This window comes from Streptomyces sp. NPDC021225, from assembly GCF_044332865.1.
Taxonomy (GTDB): Bacteria; Actinomycetota; Actinomycetes; order Streptomycetales; family Streptomycetaceae; genus Streptomyces.
In genome coordinates, this window is the sequence record NZ_JBIRPV010000008.1 from 329,807 (window position 1) to 345,943 (window position 16,137).

17 protein-coding genes and 2 pseudogenes are annotated in these 16,137 nt (G+C 69.2%); 10 read left to right on the forward strand and 9 right to left on the reverse strand.

Features of this window, described 5'->3' with window-relative positions; genetic code table 11:
- The first annotated feature begins 65 nt into the window (after positions 1–65).
- Positions 66–353, forward strand: coding sequence for a YiaA/YiaB family inner membrane protein (locus tag ACH4S9_RS32210; RefSeq protein WP_311724058.1), 288 nt, complete (start codon positions 66–68; stop codon positions 351–353).
- A 255-nt stretch (positions 354–608) separates the two neighbouring features.
- Entirely contained in the window at positions 609–1,262 is a 654-nt protein-coding gene (locus ACH4S9_RS32215; protein WP_311724059.1) for a hypothetical protein, read from the forward strand.
- A 21-nt stretch (positions 1,263–1,283) separates the two neighbouring features.
- Here ACH4S9_RS32215 and uppS read toward each other — a convergent pair whose 3' ends face one another.
- Positions 1,284–2,909, reverse strand: a complete 1,626-nt coding sequence (uppS, locus tag ACH4S9_RS32220; protein ID WP_398375062.1) for a polyprenyl diphosphate synthase — start codon at positions 2,907–2,909, stop codon at positions 1,284–1,286.
- Positions 2,910–3,161: 252 nt separating this feature from the next.
- Between uppS and ACH4S9_RS32225 the strand changes: the two genes are divergently transcribed.
- The 4 genes and pseudogenes from ACH4S9_RS32225 to ACH4S9_RS32240 all read left to right on the forward strand — a co-directional run bounded on the left by ACH4S9_RS32225 (position 3,162) and on the right by ACH4S9_RS32240 (position 6,017).
- Positions 3,162–3,833 (forward strand): hypothetical protein, encoded by a 672-nt coding sequence (locus tag ACH4S9_RS32225; RefSeq protein WP_385338255.1) that lies wholly within the window; start codon positions 3,162–3,164, stop codon positions 3,831–3,833.
- 378 nt (positions 3,834–4,211) lie between these two features.
- A pseudogene (locus ACH4S9_RS32230) lies at positions 4,212–4,427 on the forward strand (ATPase); the annotation flags it as partial.
- A 32-nt stretch (positions 4,428–4,459) separates the two neighbouring features.
- Positions 4,460–5,620 carry a hypothetical protein gene (locus ACH4S9_RS32235; RefSeq protein WP_398375064.1) on the forward strand — a complete coding sequence of 387 codons (1,161 nt, stop codon included), beginning with the start codon at positions 4,460–4,462 and terminating at the stop codon, positions 5,618–5,620.
- Positions 5,610–6,017 (forward strand): hypothetical protein, encoded by a 408-nt coding sequence (locus tag ACH4S9_RS32240; protein ID WP_311724066.1) that lies wholly within the window; start codon positions 5,610–5,612, stop codon positions 6,015–6,017. Before ACH4S9_RS32235 ends, ACH4S9_RS32240 begins: the two co-directional genes overlap by 11 nt.
- A 148-nt stretch (positions 6,018–6,165) precedes the next feature.
- Here ACH4S9_RS32240 and ACH4S9_RS32245 read toward each other — a convergent pair whose 3' ends face one another.
- The 3 genes from ACH4S9_RS32245 to ACH4S9_RS32255 form a co-directional block, all read right to left on the reverse strand.
- The gene (locus tag ACH4S9_RS32245) at positions 6,166–6,612 is read right to left on the reverse strand and encodes a nuclear transport factor 2 family protein (RefSeq protein WP_311724067.1); all 447 of its coding nucleotides are present in this window, start codon (positions 6,610–6,612) and stop codon (positions 6,166–6,168) included.
- A gap of 248 nt (positions 6,613–6,860) precedes the next feature.
- Entirely contained in the window at positions 6,861–7,277 is a 417-nt protein-coding gene (locus tag ACH4S9_RS32250; RefSeq protein WP_385338249.1) for a nuclear transport factor 2 family protein, read from the reverse strand.
- Positions 7,278–7,383: 106 nt separating this feature from the next.
- Positions 7,384–7,815, reverse strand: a complete 432-nt coding sequence (locus ACH4S9_RS32255; RefSeq protein ID WP_398375067.1) for an Rrf2 family transcriptional regulator — start codon at positions 7,813–7,815, stop codon at positions 7,384–7,386.
- Positions 7,816–7,987: 172 nt separating this feature from the next.
- Here ACH4S9_RS32255 and ACH4S9_RS32260 point away from each other — a divergent pair.
- Together ACH4S9_RS32260 and ACH4S9_RS32265 are read left to right on the forward strand one after the other, a co-directional pair.
- Positions 7,988–8,134: pseudogene (locus tag ACH4S9_RS32260) on the forward strand (ATPase); the annotation flags it as partial.
- Between the two features lie 55 nt (positions 8,135–8,189).
- Entirely contained in the window at positions 8,190–9,818 is a 1,629-nt protein-coding gene (locus tag ACH4S9_RS32265; protein WP_398375068.1) for a VWA domain-containing protein, read from the forward strand.
- Positions 9,819–9,983: 165 nt separating this feature from the next.
- Here the strand turns inward: ACH4S9_RS32265 and ACH4S9_RS32270 are convergent, their stop codons facing one another.
- Entirely contained in the window at positions 9,984–10,610 is a 627-nt protein-coding gene (locus tag ACH4S9_RS32270) for a LysE/ArgO family amino acid transporter (protein ID WP_311724070.1), read from the reverse strand.
- A gap of 70 nt (positions 10,611–10,680) precedes the next feature.
- On the opposite strand from ACH4S9_RS32270, the gene ACH4S9_RS32275 reads away from it, so the two are divergent.
- The gene (locus tag ACH4S9_RS32275; protein ID WP_398375221.1) at positions 10,681–11,586 is read left to right on the forward strand and encodes a LysR family transcriptional regulator ArgP; all 906 of its coding nucleotides are present in this window, start codon (positions 10,681–10,683) and stop codon (positions 11,584–11,586) included.
- A gap of 239 nt (positions 11,587–11,825) precedes the next feature.
- On the opposite strand, the gene ACH4S9_RS32280 is transcribed toward ACH4S9_RS32275, so the two are convergent.
- The 4 genes from ACH4S9_RS32280 to ACH4S9_RS32295 form a co-directional block, all read right to left on the reverse strand.
- Positions 11,826–12,308 carry a nitroreductase family deazaflavin-dependent oxidoreductase gene (locus ACH4S9_RS32280; protein ID WP_398375070.1) on the reverse strand — a complete coding sequence of 161 codons (483 nt, stop codon included), beginning with the start codon at positions 12,306–12,308 and terminating at the stop codon, positions 11,826–11,828.
- Positions 12,309–12,512: 204 nt separating this feature from the next.
- Positions 12,513–13,394: an ABC transporter substrate-binding protein gene (locus tag ACH4S9_RS32285; RefSeq protein ID WP_398375072.1), complete on the reverse strand. Its 882-nt coding sequence runs from the start codon at positions 13,392–13,394 to the stop codon at positions 12,513–12,515.
- 67 nt (positions 13,395–13,461) lie between these two features.
- Positions 13,462–14,187 (reverse strand): SDR family NAD(P)-dependent oxidoreductase, encoded by a 726-nt coding sequence (locus ACH4S9_RS32290; RefSeq protein ID WP_385338240.1) that lies wholly within the window; start codon positions 14,185–14,187, stop codon positions 13,462–13,464.
- A gap of 26 nt (positions 14,188–14,213) precedes the next feature.
- Positions 14,214–14,351: a hypothetical protein gene (locus ACH4S9_RS32295; RefSeq protein WP_398375074.1), complete on the reverse strand. Its 138-nt coding sequence runs from the start codon at positions 14,349–14,351 to the stop codon at positions 14,214–14,216.
- A gap of 392 nt (positions 14,352–14,743) precedes the next feature.
- On the opposite strand from ACH4S9_RS32295, the gene ACH4S9_RS32300 reads away from it, so the two are divergent.
- Complete coding sequence (locus tag ACH4S9_RS32300; protein ID WP_398375075.1) at positions 14,744–15,781, forward strand: GlxA family transcriptional regulator; 1,038 nt, start codon at positions 14,744–14,746, stop codon at positions 15,779–15,781.
- Positions 15,782–16,137 lie beyond the last annotated feature (356 nt).

Consider the following 16,137-nt stretch of genomic DNA (forward strand, 5'->3'; position numbering starts at 1 on the left):
TTCTGAGTACCTCCTGAGTATCTGGTCGGATGCGGAGTCGGCCACGTTCAGCGATTCTTGCCCGCATGAGTGAGACACCGGTCAAGCAGCAGAGTACGGCCGCGTTCTACGGCCAGGCGGTCGCCTCGTTCGCTGTCGCCATGGCGGCCACCGCCATCGGCATCTTCCGGCTGAACGCCGACGCCTGGGTGCGCGGCTTTCTGGCCATCGCCGTGCTCTACCTGGTGACTTCCGCTTTCACCCTGGCCAAGGTGATTCGGGACCGGCAGGAGGCCGGGCAGATCGTCAGCCGGGTCGACCAGGCGCGGATGGAGAAGCTGCTCGCCGAGCACGACCCCTTCGAAAAGCTGTGAGCACTTCCGTATCCCCTCCATGAGACCCCTGGCTTGGGAACCGCTGCGACCGTGCCGTTTGGCGAAGGCGCCGGGCGAGGCGCGACGCAAGGGGGCCGGCTGAGGTCGCCGTGGCGGGGGTGAAGCGTGTTGGCCTTGGCTGTCGCGCTTTCGAGTGGTTTGTTCTTCGTTGCGATCCCGGGGGTGCCCGCGTGGCCCGATGATCCCAACCCCCGGGCCGTGGCCTGCGGCCCGAGAAGGGATGGAGGCACATCGATGAGCGCAACGCGACGTTCGGTGTTGGGCGCGGCCATGGCCGGGCCGTTACTGGCCCAGTTCACAGGGGCGGCATCCGCCGCCACCGCCGAGCCGGGCACGCTGGGCACGGTCTCCGAGGGCTGGGTCGAGGTCCGCTGGACCGAGCAGGCCCAGGTGCTTCTGGACCGTTTCCAGGCGGTGGTGGAGGCGGTGGCCCCGGCTCAGCTGGTGCGGGACGCCCAGGGTGGGGCGATCCGCTTCCCGGTGCGGTCCGGGCAGGGCGACCCGTCCGCGGCCGACCCGCCGAGGGCTCACGGCGACGGTCGGCTCGACGGCGGAGTCGACATCCGCACACCGGATGGCAACGTGCGGGTGACCGGCCTGGAAGGTGCTCTTCAGGACGGGCTCGCGTCCGGGAAGTGTGTGGTCAACGGAGTCGATCTCGGACACCAGGCGGTGGTCCGGCCGGGCCTGGACAAGGGAGTGCTGAAGACGGAGAGCGTGCCGCTGGGCAAGCCGATGAAAGTCCGGATGACCGATGTGCCGCTGCGGCCCACGCCCGAGCTGGTGGAAACGTTCAGCAACACCTTCGGCGACGCCGGCTTCACCACCGACACAGTGCTGGCGCACGTGACCGCCGAGGGCGTGTACACGCCGCCGCCGAAGGCGTGAGGGATCGTCGGCCCGGACTGCTCAGCCGGTCCGGGCCGGCTCTTCACGGCCGGCCTGAGCGGGCAGGCCACTACGACTGCCAAAGCGGCGCTCGCGCGCCGCGTAGGCGGTGACGGCGTCGCGTAGCCGGGCCAGGTCGTAGTCGGGCCACAGGGTGGGGTCGAAGACCAGCTCCGCATAGGAGAGGTGCCAGGGCAGGAAGTTGCTGATCCGCTGCTCACCGGAGGTGCGGACCAGCAGATCGACGTCGGGGAGTTCCGGCACATACAGATGCCGGGTGAGGTCGGCGGGGCCGATGTCCTCGGGGCGGATCGTGCCCGCCACCGCTTCGGCGGCCAGCGCACGTGCGGCGGCGGTGAGTTCCTCCCGCCCGCCGTAGTCCACGCAGACAGTGAACGTGAGCACGTCGTTGTGGCAGGTCATGCTCTCCATCAGCGTGAGCGCGGACGCCAGCGAGGTGTCGATCCTGTCGCGCCGCCCGCACCAGCGCACCTGCACGCCGAGCCTGTGCAGCCACTGCGCACCCTGGGTGATCCCGTCGGCGAGGGTGTCGAACAGGGCTGCCAGCTCCTCCGGCGAGCGGCCCCAGTTCTCCGTGGAGAACGTGTAGACGCTCAGATGCCGGATGCCCAGCCGCAAAGCCGCGTTGACCAGCCGCAGGGCCGCTCGCTCACCCGCGCGGTGGCCCTGCGGCACCGGCAGGCCGCGGGCCTCGGCCCAGCGCCGGTTTCCGTCCATGATCACTGCGACATGGCCGGGCACCGGTCCCTGATCCGGCCGCGCCGGGCGGCGGCGCGCACTGCCGTCCAGGCTCATCGGATCCACTCCGTCCGCCAGCACCTGGGAGCGCAGCAGCGTCGCCTCGTCGTAGGGCAGCTGCGCGCCGAGCAGGAGGGTGTGCAGGAACGGCTGGTACTGCACCCCTACCATCCCGGTGACCGGTGCGGCCTCATCCAACAGTTCGCGCCAGTGGGCGAGTTGGACGTCCACGAACGCGTCCAACGCCTGCCGGTGTACGCCGCTTCGCAGGTCACCGACCTCCAGCCCGAGCCGGCGCAGGTCCTCCCTCGGCAGGTAGCAGCGGCCCGCCGCGAGGTCGGCCGGCAGGTCCTCGAAAATGTCCGCCACCTGGCACGCTTCGAACAGCGCCGACACCAGCCGCAGGGCCTCGGGGCCGCGCGGCTCCAGCAGGGCGACCCACAGCTCGGCCACGGCACCCGCGATTCCGCGCAGGTAGTCGCGCCGGAGGTCCGCGAAGGTCTCGAACACCGGCACAGCCGCGCAGTCGGCCCGCACGGTGTCGAGATACTCCTCGATCAGCGCCTGGTCGAGATCCCACCTGTGCACCGTGTCCACGAACGCCCGCCGCACCGGATGCGTGCTGCGCCCGGATCGCAGCTCGGCCAGGGTGTCGGCCTGCCAGCGGGCGAAACGCTCCTGGCGGCCCTCCGGCGAGCCCTCGTCGGCGATCCGGTCCGTTTGCACAGTCCATCCGTGAATCGCGTGGACGAACGGCCTGACCGCTGCGGGCAGCGTGTCGGTTGCCGTCCACAGCGCGGCCAGGGACTGCCGCACCTCGGTCTCGCACGCCTCGTACGCCTCGCGCAGCTCCGGCGAGTCGCCGAACGCCCCCTCGCTCCACACCACTTCCGGACCTCCCCTCCCGGGCCGCCAGGGTCGGCAGCCTCCGCCAGCGCTAACGATCCACCGGCCCCTCGGTGGCGAACTGTTCACCGCGGCCCCGACGGGATCTCGCGGTGGGCGGTGTTTTCGGACAGGCTGGCGGCGGGCCTGGCGTTCGGCCTGGTCGGCGACCTTTGATATGTGCGTCGTCCACCTCGTATGCCTGGGCGGAGACGAGGGCTCTGGAGTGTCAGTGGTGTCGGCTTGGATGTCCGCATGACGGTTCATGATGTTGCGCGAGCTCTTCCTGACATTCCCGCCCTTCGGGATCTGTGCCGGTCGATGGCCATGGCGGAGGCGGTGTTGAGCCCGGATGGTGAGCGGTACTACTCGTTCAGCGCGACGTGGTCACCGACGGAGGAGATCGCCTCGATGCGCAACGGCTCCGGTGACGAGTTCGATGTCGTGTTCTCCCCGGCGGGCACGTATGTCCGGGGCTTCGATCACGAGTCGCCAATGAGTCCTTACGTCGACGATGGGCTGTGGCCCGGGGTTGTGGACTCGGTCCCCGATGTGTTTCGTGGGCACGTCTTGGAGCCGGCCTTCGGCGACGATGGCGTGCCCTGCGTGACTGCCTGCATGTGGCGTGAGGCCGCGAGCGACCGGTGGCAGACAGGAGAGATCCACTTCCCCGAGGGGTACGCGGACCCCGACGGTGCCGACTGGCTGTTTCAGTTGCTGACCGACCCGACGCCGGAAGCGTTCCAGAGGTTCGCCGAGGATTACTACGAGACCGCGGTGGATATCGACGCGGTGCGCCACGTGTATGAACTCCGTCCGCTCAACCGGCAGACGGTTCGCGCTCTGAACAGCACGGTGTCGCTGTCGGCCGTGGCAGCTGCCGCCGCCGGGATCGGCTTTCCTGTCGATGGCGAACTGCTGCTGTGAAACACAGGGGGCGGTGGGCTTGTCCGGCGGGGCGGGCCACCTGGAGCGGGTATTGCTCTACGGGTCGTGGGCCTCGCACGGGTCGCCGTCGTCACGGTTGTGCCCATGGACGCGCAGCCGGTAGTCGCCGGGGCGGGGTAGCTGGAGCCGCTTGATGGGGTCGTTCCCGCCGTCCGTTCCGGCGCGGCCCGGCCGGTATCGCCGCTGGAGATCCGCGCTACCCGCGCGGCTCTCTGTGACCTTGCTCGGATGGAGGATCGTTTTCGAGCACAGCCCCGGTAGCCTCTATCACCCTCAGCTGCTTGTCACTTCGTCGTGGCTTCGGGGACCAGGGCCGTCTCGTCAGCCCGACAGGGCGTTACAGGCAAGGACTTGAGTGTGAGCTCACAGGACGCGCAGGACACCTCCAAGAGGCTGCGGGCGATCAGCGGCGAGCTGTCGGACCGTTTCTACGAGCGGGCCGACGTGGTGCGGACGCTGGTGGTGACGCTGCTGGTCGGGCAGCACTCGTTAGTACTCGGCCCGCCCGGAACGGCGAAGTCCGAGATGGCCCGGGAGCTCACGGGCAGAGTCGAGGGGGCGGCGTACTGGGAGGCGCGCCGCTGGACGCGCCGGTCAACGGGCGGTTGGACGGCCAGCCCCGGCACGACGGGGCCATCGACTACAGCGATGCCGGCTTTCTGGCCCGGCACCTGAGCACGGCCTGCTTCATCGTGATCAGCTACCTGTCGGGGATGCGGGCAGGCGAAGTCCTCAGCCTTGAACGTGGCTGCGTCGAACGAGACCACGCCCACCACCTGGTCCTCCTGCGCGGCAGACACTGGAAGGGTGTCCGCGACGCTGCCGGCGACAAGATGCCCGAGGGCGAGATCCGGGCCGATCCGTGGGTCGTCACCGAGGCCGTCGCCACCGCCGTCGCCGTCCTGGAACGGCTGCACACGAGCACCTGGCTGTTCCCGGCGACGTTGTTCACCGACGGCCGCGACGGCGCGACCATCCTGCGCAGCCGCGTCGGCGGCTCCCGGTCGGAGATCCGAATCAACCACGACATCGCCGAATTCCTGGCTTGGGTCGAGACCTACTGCACCGAGCACGGCCGCGGCGATCACATCCCGCCCGACCCGGTCCACCCGGTCATCTATTCCGCTCGCTTGCGCCGCACCCTGGCCTGGTTCATCGTCCGCCGGCCACGGGGCCTGGTTGCCGCCGCCATCCAATACGGACACCTCCGCGTCCAGATGACCCTCGGCTACGCCGGAAACTACGCCTCGGGCTTCCCCGACGACCTCGCCTTCGAAGACTGGCTGGCCCGGCTGGACACCCTCGCCGACGCACACCAGCGCCTACGTGAAGGCGAGCAGGTCAGCGGCCCAGCAGCCGAGACCTACCGGCACCGCGTCCAGGCCGCCACTCGCTTCGCCGGCCGGGTCCTGCGCACCAAGCGGCACGCCAACACCATGCTCGCCAACCCCGACCTGCAGATCTTCCCCGGCAAGGGCATGACCTGCGTCCTGGACCCCAAGCGGGCAGCCTGCCGCCTGCGCAGCGAGGAGGACAGCACCCGTCGCACCCCCGACCTCGACGACTGCCGCCCGAACTGCATCAACATCGCGCGGACAGATCGCGACATCGAACACGTCCTCGTCCAGATCGAGCGGCTACGACCGCTCGTCGACGACCCGCTGGCTCCCGCCTTCCGGCACGCCCGCGAACAGCACGAACTCGACCGCCTGGAACGAATCGTCACCGCCCACGGCTCGACCGGAGAACCCCACGATGGCCACTGACCACGACGACGAACGCGCCGCCATCACCGCAGCGATCCAACGGCTCCTCGACGGCTGTCCAACCCGGTCCACCGGGGCGCTCACCACGCTGCAACTCGCCGCCGAGGCAGGCGTCAAGCGCTGGGTCCTCACGCACAAGCACGTTGACCTCAAAGAAGAATTCGCCCGCCGAAAGTCCAAAGCGAACGGCATCCCACCCGCGTTCCAGCATCTGCACGCCCGCGCCATCGACGCCGAAGCCGCCGCCCAGGCCCTGCGGGAGGACAACGGCCGGCTTCGCGAGCGCGTTGCCGTCTATGCCCAGGTCATCCACGAACTCCGCACCGAGCTGGACCGGCGCACCGACAACAACACCCAGCGCAGTCCCGTCCGGAGCCTCCCCACCAGCATCACCTGATGCGCGGGAACGGCAGGTGAACCGTGATCGATTGCCATTGAGCGGTACTTAAGTGGCCCGAGCGGGGGAATCTGGCTGGCCGCTGATGCGCGGGGGGAGAGCGGAGCCCATCGGTCCCCTTGGTGCAGTTACGAACAGGTCGTGCCGGCTACATGCTGTCGCGTACGGACTGACCCCAGGACGCTCCGTCGGTGTGGGTGCCTGCGAAGTCGGGGTCTTCGTAGATGTGGAGCCTTTTGATCTTTTCGCCCTGGAACTCGAACACGTTGCAGAAGAGTCCGAAGGATGAGGATCCGTCGGGGAACTTCACACCGGATGTCGTCTCTCCCTTGACGGCCCCTTCGACGACGACGTAGTCGCCGGACGTGAGGACGTTGAAGTGCGCGATGTCGTGCTCGATGTCAGCGATGCCCCGGGCGAAGCCTTGGGCGAAGGCCCCGATCTGCGCCAGGCCCTTGGCGGTTCCGAACTTCGGGAAGAACATCTGCGCGTCGTCCGTGAAGAGTTCGAGGAGTGCCGGATCGGCGGCATCGACCAGGCGGAAGTACTGGATGGCTGTTGCTTCGCGCTGCGCGTGGAGGTCGTTTTCGTTCATGGTTCGTTCCGCTTTCCGTGTTGCCGATGCTCGTGGTTTCCAAGGAGCACCGTTTCAACCTGATTCGTTTTAGGAGTCGCGTCGGCCCGCCGAGGAGTGCGCGGCTTGGCACCACCTGATCTGACGACTGGGACGCCTGTACGCGACCGGGGAGAGAGATCCGCCGACAGCTGCGGCCGTGTCTCGGCTGACCCTCTGCGCACATGCCCGGCTGCCCCGGGCCGCAGGGGCCCCTGAGTGCCCTCCGCTCAGCCGGCCTTGAACGCCTCGGCGACGGTCAGCGTGTCCTCGTACAGGCGCATGCGAGCGATCCGGCCGCCCTCGACCGCCAGGTGTATGGCCACCGGTGTGGTGAACTCCTTGCCGCTGGCCACGGCGGTGTGCGTGAAGACCGCCAGCAGCACCACGTCACCACCGTCGACGATGAAGCGCTCCAGCACGACCTTGCTCTGGCCGTGCGCGAAGTGCGGCCACATCGTGGTGAAGTACGGCGCGACCTCCTCCCGGCGGGTACGGCGCCCGGTCCAGGGCAGCGCGTCACTGCCGGGGACGTGCCAGTCGATCTCCTCGGAGAACAGTTCCTGGATGCCGTCGGGGTCCTGCCTGCCGAGGCGCTCCAGGAACTTCTCGGCCACGGTCCGCGATGTCTGAGTGTCTGTTGTCATCGTCCTTGTCCTTGTCTTCTATCTCTTCGTCGACGTAATCGTTTTGGTTACATCGGTGGCTGTGGAATGCGACTCCCCTCGGTCAGGGGAAGTGCGCGGTCCGAGGTCAGGGGGCTTTCAAGACGTCCCGCAGTACGTCCTCCAGCGTGGTCTTGGCCAGCTCCCTGCACAGGGCGGCCTCCACGTCGTCGTACACGGCGGTCATTGCCGGCCCGATGCCGTGGCCCACGACGCACTCGGGGTCCGGTGTCGCGCGATGCAGGGCGAAGACCGGCCCCGGTTCGATCGCCTGATAGACGTCGAGCAGAGTGATCGCCGACAGGTCCCGCGCGAGCATCCAGCCCGCCCCCGCACCTCGCCGTGAATCGGCCAGGCCGGCCTTGCGCAGCTCACCCAGCAGGCGGCGGATCACCACGGGGTTGGTGTTGACGCTCGTCGCGATCTGCTCGGAGGTGGCGACCTCGTGGCCACGCCGCTGATACAACCCGATCCATGTCAGGGCGTGCGCCGCGATGGTCAGCCTGCTGTTGGCACTCATGTCGGACTCCACCTCCCGTGCCCCTCGATTCTAATCGTAACTATATCTGTTACAACTGCATGCGGCAAGTCCTGCGGGGCTGGCTGGACCCGCCTCGTCAAGGAGCACGCCACCCACAGGACCTCAAGATCACCCGGTGGCGGGTTTCTGGCGTATCTGGGTCATGCCCGAATTGGAGAAGCTGCGTGAGGAGGCGGCGAGCGCCGGGCGCTCCACCGCCGCCATCGATCGGGTCACCGGCCGCCAGCGCGCCGTCCGCGCCCGCGTTCTCACCGAGGCCCTCGGCGTGGACGCGAGCATGGTGCAGGCCCACCTCTGAACACCGGCGGGACAGGACCACGGACAGGACCACGGACAGGGCCACGGACGGGACCATGGACAGGACACCGAGCGAGCCCGACGAGTCGGCGAGCCGATCCCGGAAGCGGCTGGGCGTGTCCGCCGCCGTTCCCGAGCAGCACACCGCGGCCGTGGTCGCGGACCGGTTCGACCGGATCGCATGGCGCGACACCTATGAACAGTCGGCCGGACTGCGCGATCTGGCCGAGGAGTTGAACGAGCGCTACGACTACGCCGCCGACCTCCTGACCGACGCGTTCCTGGCTGCCTACAAGGCCGGCCCGCGGTTGCGCGAGCGCACGGAGATGGCCCCTTCCCGGCTGGTCAACCACCAGGTCATCACCTCACTGATGGAGTCACTGGAGTTCGCCGAGCTGCGCCGGGAGACGGCCGGCGACCCTTACGCCGCCGCCATGGCCGTGCTCGCCCAGGCCGCCGCGCTGCGCCGGATGCTGGAGTACTCCCGTCAGGCCCAGGAACAGGGCGAGCAGGCGAAGAAGACACAGCGGGACGCCGAAGACGCGGCGACCGCCGTGGGCGAGGCACTCCAGCAGGCCGCCGACGCGGCCGGCGAGGCCGATGGGGACGGCACCGTGCCGGCCCCGGCCGCCGATGCCGTACAACAGGCGATCGAGGCCGCCGCAGACGCCGCGGCCGCGGCGCGGCAGGCCGCCCAGGACGCCGCACAGGCCCTGACGGCGGCAGCCGCCGGCATTCGCGCCGCCGCGCGGAACGCGGCGGCGCAGGCAGCCGAGGCCGTGCGGCAGGAGGCCGCGCTGATGCAGGCGTGGGGTGTTGCTCCCGGCGAGCTGGAGCGGATGCCGTTCGACCAGCGCGCACGGCTCGCCGAGCGACTGCGCACCGGCCGCCTCGCGCAGTGGGCCGAGCTGATTGGCCGCTTCCGGCCGATGGCCAGGGGTGAGCGCGCCCGCAAGGTGGAGAACGCGGCCGGGGAACTGGTCGGCGTCACGCTCGGCAACGACCTCTCCCGCGTCATCCCCTCCGAGCTGGCCAACCTCGGCCTGCCCGAGCTGCGCGCGGTGTTCGCCGTGCGTTACGCCGCCGGGGAGCTGATGCTCTACGACAGCCAGGGAGAGCAGGCCACCGGCCAGGGCGCCATCATCGCGTGCGTGGACACCTCGCACTCCATGTACGAGGCAGGGCCAGGCGGAGTCACCCGGGAGGCATGGGCCAAGGCGTGCGCCCTGGCGCTGCTGGACCAGGCCCGCCACGCGGGGCGTGACTTCGTCGGCATCCTGTTCTCCGCCGCCGGTAAGATCCAGGTCTTCCGCTTCCCGGCCGGCCGGCCCGCCGGCATCGACCGGATCCTCGACTTCGCGGAGACCTTCCTCGGCGGCGGAACCAGCTACCAGACGCCGCTGACAGCGGCCGGTGAACTGCTGGAGAAGGAGTTCAACGACGCCGCCCGCACACGCGGCGACATCGTGATGATCACCGACGACGAATGTGGTGTCACCGAGGAATGGATGCGCGGCTGGAATGACGCCAAGCGCCTGTTGGGCTTCCGTGTCTTCGGCGTGGCCATCGGCGCCCCGCGCGCCGCCGAAACCGACTCGGTCCTGGAGGCCCTGTGCGACAACCTCCGCTCCATTGAGGACCTCACCGACGTCCACGCCGCCGCCGACCTCTTCCGCGTGATCTAGGGGCCGTCTTCAAACGGATCTTGCCCGTCTTGCCCAGGGAAGGGACGACGTCAAGCCCTCCCGGAAGCGATGCGCGCCCGCGACAAGACCGCGGTGAGCGCCCTGCTTCGTTTCCTCGACGGCCACGGCACCCCGTAGAACACGGCAGATCCGCTGGAAGCGCGGTCAGAGGGTGCGGACCAGGAGCATGGCGCCCATCACGAGCATGGTGGCCGCGACGAGGGTGTCCAGCGCCCGCCAGGCGGTGGGGCGGGACAGGACGCCGCTGAGGAGTCGGGCGCCGTAGCCGAGGCCGGCGAACCAGACCAGGCTTGCCAGCATCGCCCCGAGGCCGAAGACCCAGCGCAGCGAGCCGCGGTCGGCGGCGACCGAGCCGAGCAGCAGCACGGTGTCCAGGTACACGTGCGGGTTGAGCCAGGTCATGGCCAGGCAGGTGAGCACTGCGGTGCGCACGGAGCCCGCCGAGGCGCCCTGCGTCGTGAGCGCTTGCCCGGTGGCGGGCCGCAGCGCGCGACGGGCGGCCAGAATGCCGTAACAGATCAAGAAGGCGCCACCGGCCAGGCCGACCGCGGTCAGTGCGGCGGGCCACGCGGTGACCACGGCGCCGAGCCCGGCCACGCCGAGGGCGATGAGGACTGCGTCGGACGCGGCGCAGATGCCGACCACCGCGAGTACAGCCTGCCCGCGCGCGCCCTGGCGCAGGACGAACGCGTTCTGTGCGCCGATGGCGACGATGAGGGACAGGCCTGTACCGAATCCGGCGATGCCCGCCGAGAGAATGCCGCTGTTCATGGCCTCCGACGTTATGGATCACCACGGCATTAGTACAGCTAAAGTTTCTTAACTACCATTAGTTGCTATGATGACTGAGCTGCCCATCGATCAGGTGCGTACGCTGCTGGCCGTCGTCGACGAGGGCACCTTCGACGCCGCGGCCGCCGCTTTGCACGTGACACCTTCCGCGGTCAGCCAGCGGATCAAGACGCTGGAGCAGCGCACCGGGCGGGTGCTGCTGATGCGTACGAAACCGGTCCGGCCGACGGAGTCCGGGCAGGTGGTGGTGCGGTTTGCGCGCCAGCTGGCCGCCCTGGAACGGGAGGCGCAGACGGAGCTGGGGATCGCGGCCGGAGCCGGTCCGGCCCGGTTGCCCATCGCGGTGAACGCGGACACCCTGGCCACCTGGTTCCTGCCAGCCCTGACGCGGGTGCCGCAGAGCCCGCCGGTCTGCTTCGACCTGCACCGCGAGGACGAGGCACACACCGCGGCGCTGCTGCGCGAGGGGCAGGTGATGGCGGCCGTGACATCGTCGGCGGAGCCGGTGGCGGGCTGCATGGTGCGCCCGCTGGGCCGGGCGCGGTACCTGGCGGTGGCGAGCCCGCGGTTTGCGGAGCGCCATCTGTCGACCGGGCCGCTGGAGCGCTGTCTGCCCGACGCCCCGGTGATTGTTTTCGATCGGCGTGACGAACTCCAGGACCGGTTCGTTCGGTCCCTCACACCTGACGGGTCGGGCGCCAGTCGGATCCGGCACTACGTACCCACGTCGGAAGGCTTCTGCGACGCGGTGGCCGCCGGTCTCGGCTGGGGCCTGGTCCCGGAGCCGCAAACGGAACCGCTGCTGCGGTCGGGCGCTCTTACGGAACTGGCGCCGGGGCGGCGGGTCGATGTGCCGCTCTACTGGCAGCAGTGGAAGCTGGATGTGCCGGCACTCGCACTCGTGGCGGAGACGATTGCCGCCGCGGCAGCCGAGTCCCTGCACACCGGCGACTGATGCCGCGCCCCGCCGCCCCACCGGCACGGTAGGGGAGGAGGCGCGCCCGCCCTGGCGGACGTCGGCAGACGGCGGAGGCAGGGGTGTTGTCCCGTCTCACGAGGCCTCGCCTCTGTCTCACCGAACCTTGTTCAGTTCGCATTCCGGGAACAAGGTAGGTGAGTCCGTCCAGGCCGGCGCCGGGCTCCTATCCCCAGCCGCGCGGCGCCTTGCCGGGCCGAGCGAGTGGGGTCCGAAGCTCAGTTCCTCGTCGGCGCCGGGGCCTTCGCCGGCCCGGCCAGGTGCTCGGGTTCGAGTACGAAGATTGGGATCACGCGGTCGGTCTTCTCCTGGTATTCGGCGTACGGCGGATACACGGCGACCGCTCGCTGCCACCACTGGACCTTCTCGTCCCCGGTGAGCTCACGGGCCATCATGCCCTGGCGTTCGGGGCCGTCCTGGAGATCCACCTGCGGGTCGGCCTTGAGGTTGAAGTACCAGACCGGGTGGCGCGGGAAGCCGCCCTTCGAGGCCACCGCCGCGTACCGCCCCTCGTGCTCCACGCGCATCAGTGGAATCTTGCGGATCCTGCCGCTCTTCGCGCCGCGCATCGTGACAATGACGACCGGCAGGCCCGTGTCCCAGAGTGTTGTGCCCTGTGTGCCACCCGAACTCTCATACAGCTCGACCTGTTCGCGCACCCACTGCGCCGGACTCGGCTCGTACTCGCCCTCAAGAGGCATCGCATTCACCCCATTGTCGTGTACGGATTATGTCCCGACAGTCCAACACAAACCTCGCGTGAAGGGGAGACTGCCACTCCCGCTCTGCCGACAACTTCAAGTGAGACAGCAAGGTTCCGGTGTCGCACCCGGCGGTCCCTGCCACGCGGCGGAGCCGCACATCAACACTGAGGGAAGGGGTGGGGAAAGATCCGCCGGACACCCCTACGGTGTGGTGGTTGCCGTGCGGTAGAACTCGGCCGCGGTGACGGTGGCGGGGACCCCGAGTTCGGCGGCGACCGCGGTGATCGCGGTGGCGCCGACCGCGAGGTCGACTCGGCCGTCGGTGGTGTAAGACGGCGCGATGAACGCCTCGTAGTGGGCTCGGACTTCGTCCTCGGTATGTCGGCCGAGGAACGTCTGCATGTGCCGCACCGTGGTGTCGGGGTCGTTGTGGATCACCTGGAGGGCGCGCCGGTGGGCTCGTACGACGGCCTGGACCGCGGGGTCGTCCGGGTCGGTGCGGGTGGGGTCGACGGCCACGCCTACGGTGGGGATCTTGAAGTGGCCGCCGACCCAGGCCAGCATCTGCCAGCCGTGCTCGGCGGCTACCGCCTCCGGTGCCATGGTGCTGCCGACCAGGGCGGCATCGATGCTGCCGTCCTGTAGTCGGCGCAGGTCCATGCCGTAGTCGCCGGGGCGGCGGACGATGGCCTGGACGTCGCGGTCCGGGTCGAGGCCGGCCTGGCGCAGCACGATCCGGGCGAAGCACCCGGGCGCGGTGTGCGGGGCGTGCACCGCCAGCCGCCGGCCGGCCAGGTCGGCCAGGGAGGTCAGGCCGGGGCGGGCAGCGAGGAACCAGAACAGCGGGCTGTAGGTGTTCACGTTGAGTGCGACCCAGGGGATGCCATCGGTCAGTCGGGACAGCAGTGCCCGACCCAGCCCGATGGTGGCGCCGTGGCGCAGCTGCTCCTCGTCCCAGGAGCAGCCGTCGCGCAGTGCGACGTGGACGCCCTCGTCGGCGTAGTAGCCCTCCTGGTCGGCGATGTAGGCGACCAGTTCCTCGTGCAGGCCCCGCCCGACGTAGGCGAGATCGATCGTGTACATGATCGCTTCCCTTGGTCGTGTCACCGCCATGCGGCCGCGCGTGCCCCGTGCGCGGGACAGCGGGACGTCAGTACATGGACATCCCGCCGTTGACCGCGGCCGTGGTGCCGGTCATGAAGGTGTTGTCCTCGCCGACGTAGAAGGCGACCGCTTGGGCGACGTCGGCAGGGTGTGCCAGGCGGCCCAGGGGGGTGGCGGCCAGCTGGCGCTGCCTGTGCGCATCGTCGAGCACATCCGCGATGCGGGTGTCCTCCACCGGGCCCGGCGCGACGATGTTGACCGTGATGCCCTGCGGGCCCAGTTCCTGGGCGAGGTACCGGGCAAACTGCTCCAGGGCGGCCTTGGACGTGCCCAGCGCGATCATGTACTCCCGGGGCCGGCGGCTGAGGCCGGTACCGATGTAGACGATGCGCCCCCAGCCCTGTTCGGTCATGGCGGGCAGGACGGCTTTGGTGACCGTGAACGCCGCACGCATCTCGTCGTTGAGCTTGCCGCCCAGTTCTTCCCATGTCATGTCCTGGAACGACTTGATCGCGTACGGGATGAGCGCGTTGTGTACCAGCACGTCAATGCCGCCCCATGCCGCCTTGACCTGCTCGACCATGCTCTCGACCGCCGCTGCCTCGCGCACATCGGCCTGCACGGCCATGGCCCGGCCTCCTGCGGCCTTGATGTCGGCCACGACCTTCTCGGCTGCGCTGCTGCTGCGCAGGTAGTCGACCACCACGCGCATCCCCCGCTCGGCCAGCAGGCCCGCGGTGGTCGCCCCGATTCCGCTGCTGGCCCCCGTCACCAATGCCACCCTGCCGGTTACCCCATTCACGGGCCCACCTCCTGCTCATCACCGCTGGCTGTCGGTATGCCCACCGGTCCCCGTCGGTGCCCGTCCCGGAGCAACTCGGCGAGCCGCCGGTAGACCATCGCGTCCGAACGCTGCTCCACGTACTGGTGCGGCATGGCCCCGCCTCGCCCTGGCGCGCACTGAGCCGCGCCCATCACCTCGGCCGCCGCCATGGTTCCCAGGGTGGCTCCACATTCCCGCGCTGCCAAGGCACCCTTTCCGGGCATGTGGCGTGACCAAATGCTGTGATCTTGTCCGGCGCCGAGGAAAAGGTCGTGCGCGGCATGTACGCGTATGAAGAGCGGACTCGGAGGATTTGCCTCCCAGCAGGGAGCAAGCCGGTCATGGTCTCGGTTCTGGCCGAAGGCGCAGAATGGGCGCAGGGAAATCCGGCGAACGGGGGTCCGGCCCGGCTGTGATCGGCTTCCTGATCCGCCTTGGAACACTCGCCGACCAGCACGCAACGGGTCGCTGGTCTCCGCACCGCGCATCGGCCCGGAGGCATCCGATGAACCACAAGCGCCCTGGGAACCACAAGCGCCCTGGAACGGGGCCGCTCACCGTGACAGTGTTCGTCTTCCCGGGGGTTCGGCTGCTCGATGTGACCGGCCCCATCGAGGTATTCGCTTCGGCGAACGAGTTCGGCGGGCGCTATCGAGTGCAGATTGCGTCCGAGGGCGGGGCGGAGGTGATCACCTCCGCCGGGACCCGCCTCAGCGCTGACCTGCGTGTCGACGACGTACATGAGCCGTCCGACGTTTTGGTGATCCCGGGCGGTCCGGAATGGGAAACGCTGATCAAGGATGACGCGCTCTTGGATGCCGTTCGGCGGCTGCATGCCAACGCCCGCTGCACGGCATCGGTGTGTACGGGGGCGTTTCTGCTGGCAGCGACCGGACTGTTGGATGGGCGTCGCGCAGCGACGCACTGGCGGCACTCACGGCAACTGGCCCTGCGTTTCCCGTCCGTGCGAGTCGAACCAGACGCCATCTTCGTGAGGGACGGGCGAATGATGACCTCGGCAGGTGTGAGTGCCGGCATCGACCTGGCCTTGGCGCTCGTCGAAGATCACTACGGTGCAGAGGTTGCGCGAGCGGTGGCCAAGGACATGGTCGTCTTCATGCAGCGACCGGGAGGCCAGTCCCAATTCAGTGTCCGCTCCCAGGTCCCGCACTCCCGCCGGGAGACGCTCCGCCGGATGCTGGACGAGGTCGCTCAGAACCCCGGGGCCAACCACACCGTGTCGGCCATGGCACGCAGGGCAGGCATCAGCGTCCGTCACGTGACCCGGCTCTTCTACGACGAGGTGGGAACCACCCCGGCCCGGTATGTGGAGCAGGTCCGGTTGGAAGCTGCCCGAGTGCTGCTGGAGACGGGTGATGACTCCCTGCCGGTGGTGGCGCGGCGTACAGGCTTCGGCTCGCCTGAGTCGATGCGCAGAGCATTTGTACAGCACCTGGGTGTGACGCCCGGTGCCTACCGGGTCAGTTTCCGCATGACCGGCGTGGGCACGAAGGATTCGGAGTCCGAATCCGTCTCGCTGTAGACCTCGCGGTCATGGCCGTGGACCAGGTCACAGACGTGGTGGTGGTCCCGAACGAGCGGACCCCCTCGGGTGTGGCCGAGAGGGGTCCGCAACAGCGGATCGCGCTGTGGCGCGGGAACCCGCCTTCCGCACTGCGGCAGGCGGCGTGGTCAGCGGAAAGCGGATGCCACGAGATCCTTCTGCTCGCCGGCATGCCGCCGGGCAGAGCCCACGGCCGGCGTCGGCGCCGGGGGTCGGCTGACGCATCCGACAGGACGGTTCGCCAGCCGCTGCACGTGTGGCCCCACGAACACAAGCCATTCATTGAGGCCGAATTCCAGCCCATACAGCGCCGGCTGTCCGGCGCGGGATTGCGA

Excerpts from the sequence above, each read along its gene's own strand:
- ACH4S9_RS32275 (WP_398375221.1), top strand. The coding sequence starts at position 10,681 with ATGACTGAGCTGCCCATCGATCAGGTGCGTACGCTGCTGGCCGTCGTC.
- ACH4S9_RS32300 (WP_398375075.1), top strand. The coding sequence starts at position 14,744 with ATGAACCACAAGCGCCCTGGGAACCACAAGCGCCCTGGAACGGGGCCG.
- ACH4S9_RS32210 (WP_311724058.1), top strand. The coding sequence starts at position 66 with ATGAGTGAGACACCGGTCAAGCAGCAGAGTACGGCCGCGTTCTACGGC.
- ACH4S9_RS32215 (WP_311724059.1), top strand. The coding sequence starts at position 609 with ATGAGCGCAACGCGACGTTCGGTGTTGGGCGCGGCCATGGCCGGGCCG.
- ACH4S9_RS32270 (WP_311724070.1), bottom strand. The coding sequence starts at position 10,610 with ATGAACAGCGGCATTCTCTCGGCGGGCATCGCCGGATTCGGTACAGGC.
- ACH4S9_RS32255 (WP_398375067.1), bottom strand. The coding sequence starts at position 7,815 with ATGAGTGCCAACAGCAGGCTGACCATCGCGGCGCACGCCCTGACATGG.
- ACH4S9_RS32295 (WP_398375074.1), bottom strand. The coding sequence starts at position 14,351 with ATGCCGCACCAGTACGTGGAGCAGCGTTCGGACGCGATGGTCTACCGG.
- ACH4S9_RS32265 (WP_398375068.1), top strand. The coding sequence starts at position 8,190 with ATGGACAGGACACCGAGCGAGCCCGACGAGTCGGCGAGCCGATCCCGG.
- ACH4S9_RS32245 (WP_311724067.1), bottom strand. The coding sequence starts at position 6,612 with ATGAACGAAAACGACCTCCACGCGCAGCGCGAAGCAACAGCCATCCAG.
- ACH4S9_RS32280 (WP_398375070.1), bottom strand. The coding sequence starts at position 12,308 with ATGCCTCTTGAGGGCGAGTACGAGCCGAGTCCGGCGCAGTGGGTGCGC.
- ACH4S9_RS32285 (WP_398375072.1), bottom strand. The coding sequence starts at position 13,394 with ATGTACACGATCGATCTCGCCTACGTCGGGCGGGGCCTGCACGAGGAA.
- ACH4S9_RS32225 (WP_385338255.1), top strand. The coding sequence starts at position 3,162 with ATGACGGTTCATGATGTTGCGCGAGCTCTTCCTGACATTCCCGCCCTT.
- ACH4S9_RS32240 (WP_311724066.1), top strand. The coding sequence starts at position 5,610 with ATGGCCACTGACCACGACGACGAACGCGCCGCCATCACCGCAGCGATC.
- ACH4S9_RS32250 (WP_385338249.1), bottom strand. The coding sequence starts at position 7,277 with ATGACAACAGACACTCAGACATCGCGGACCGTGGCCGAGAAGTTCCTG.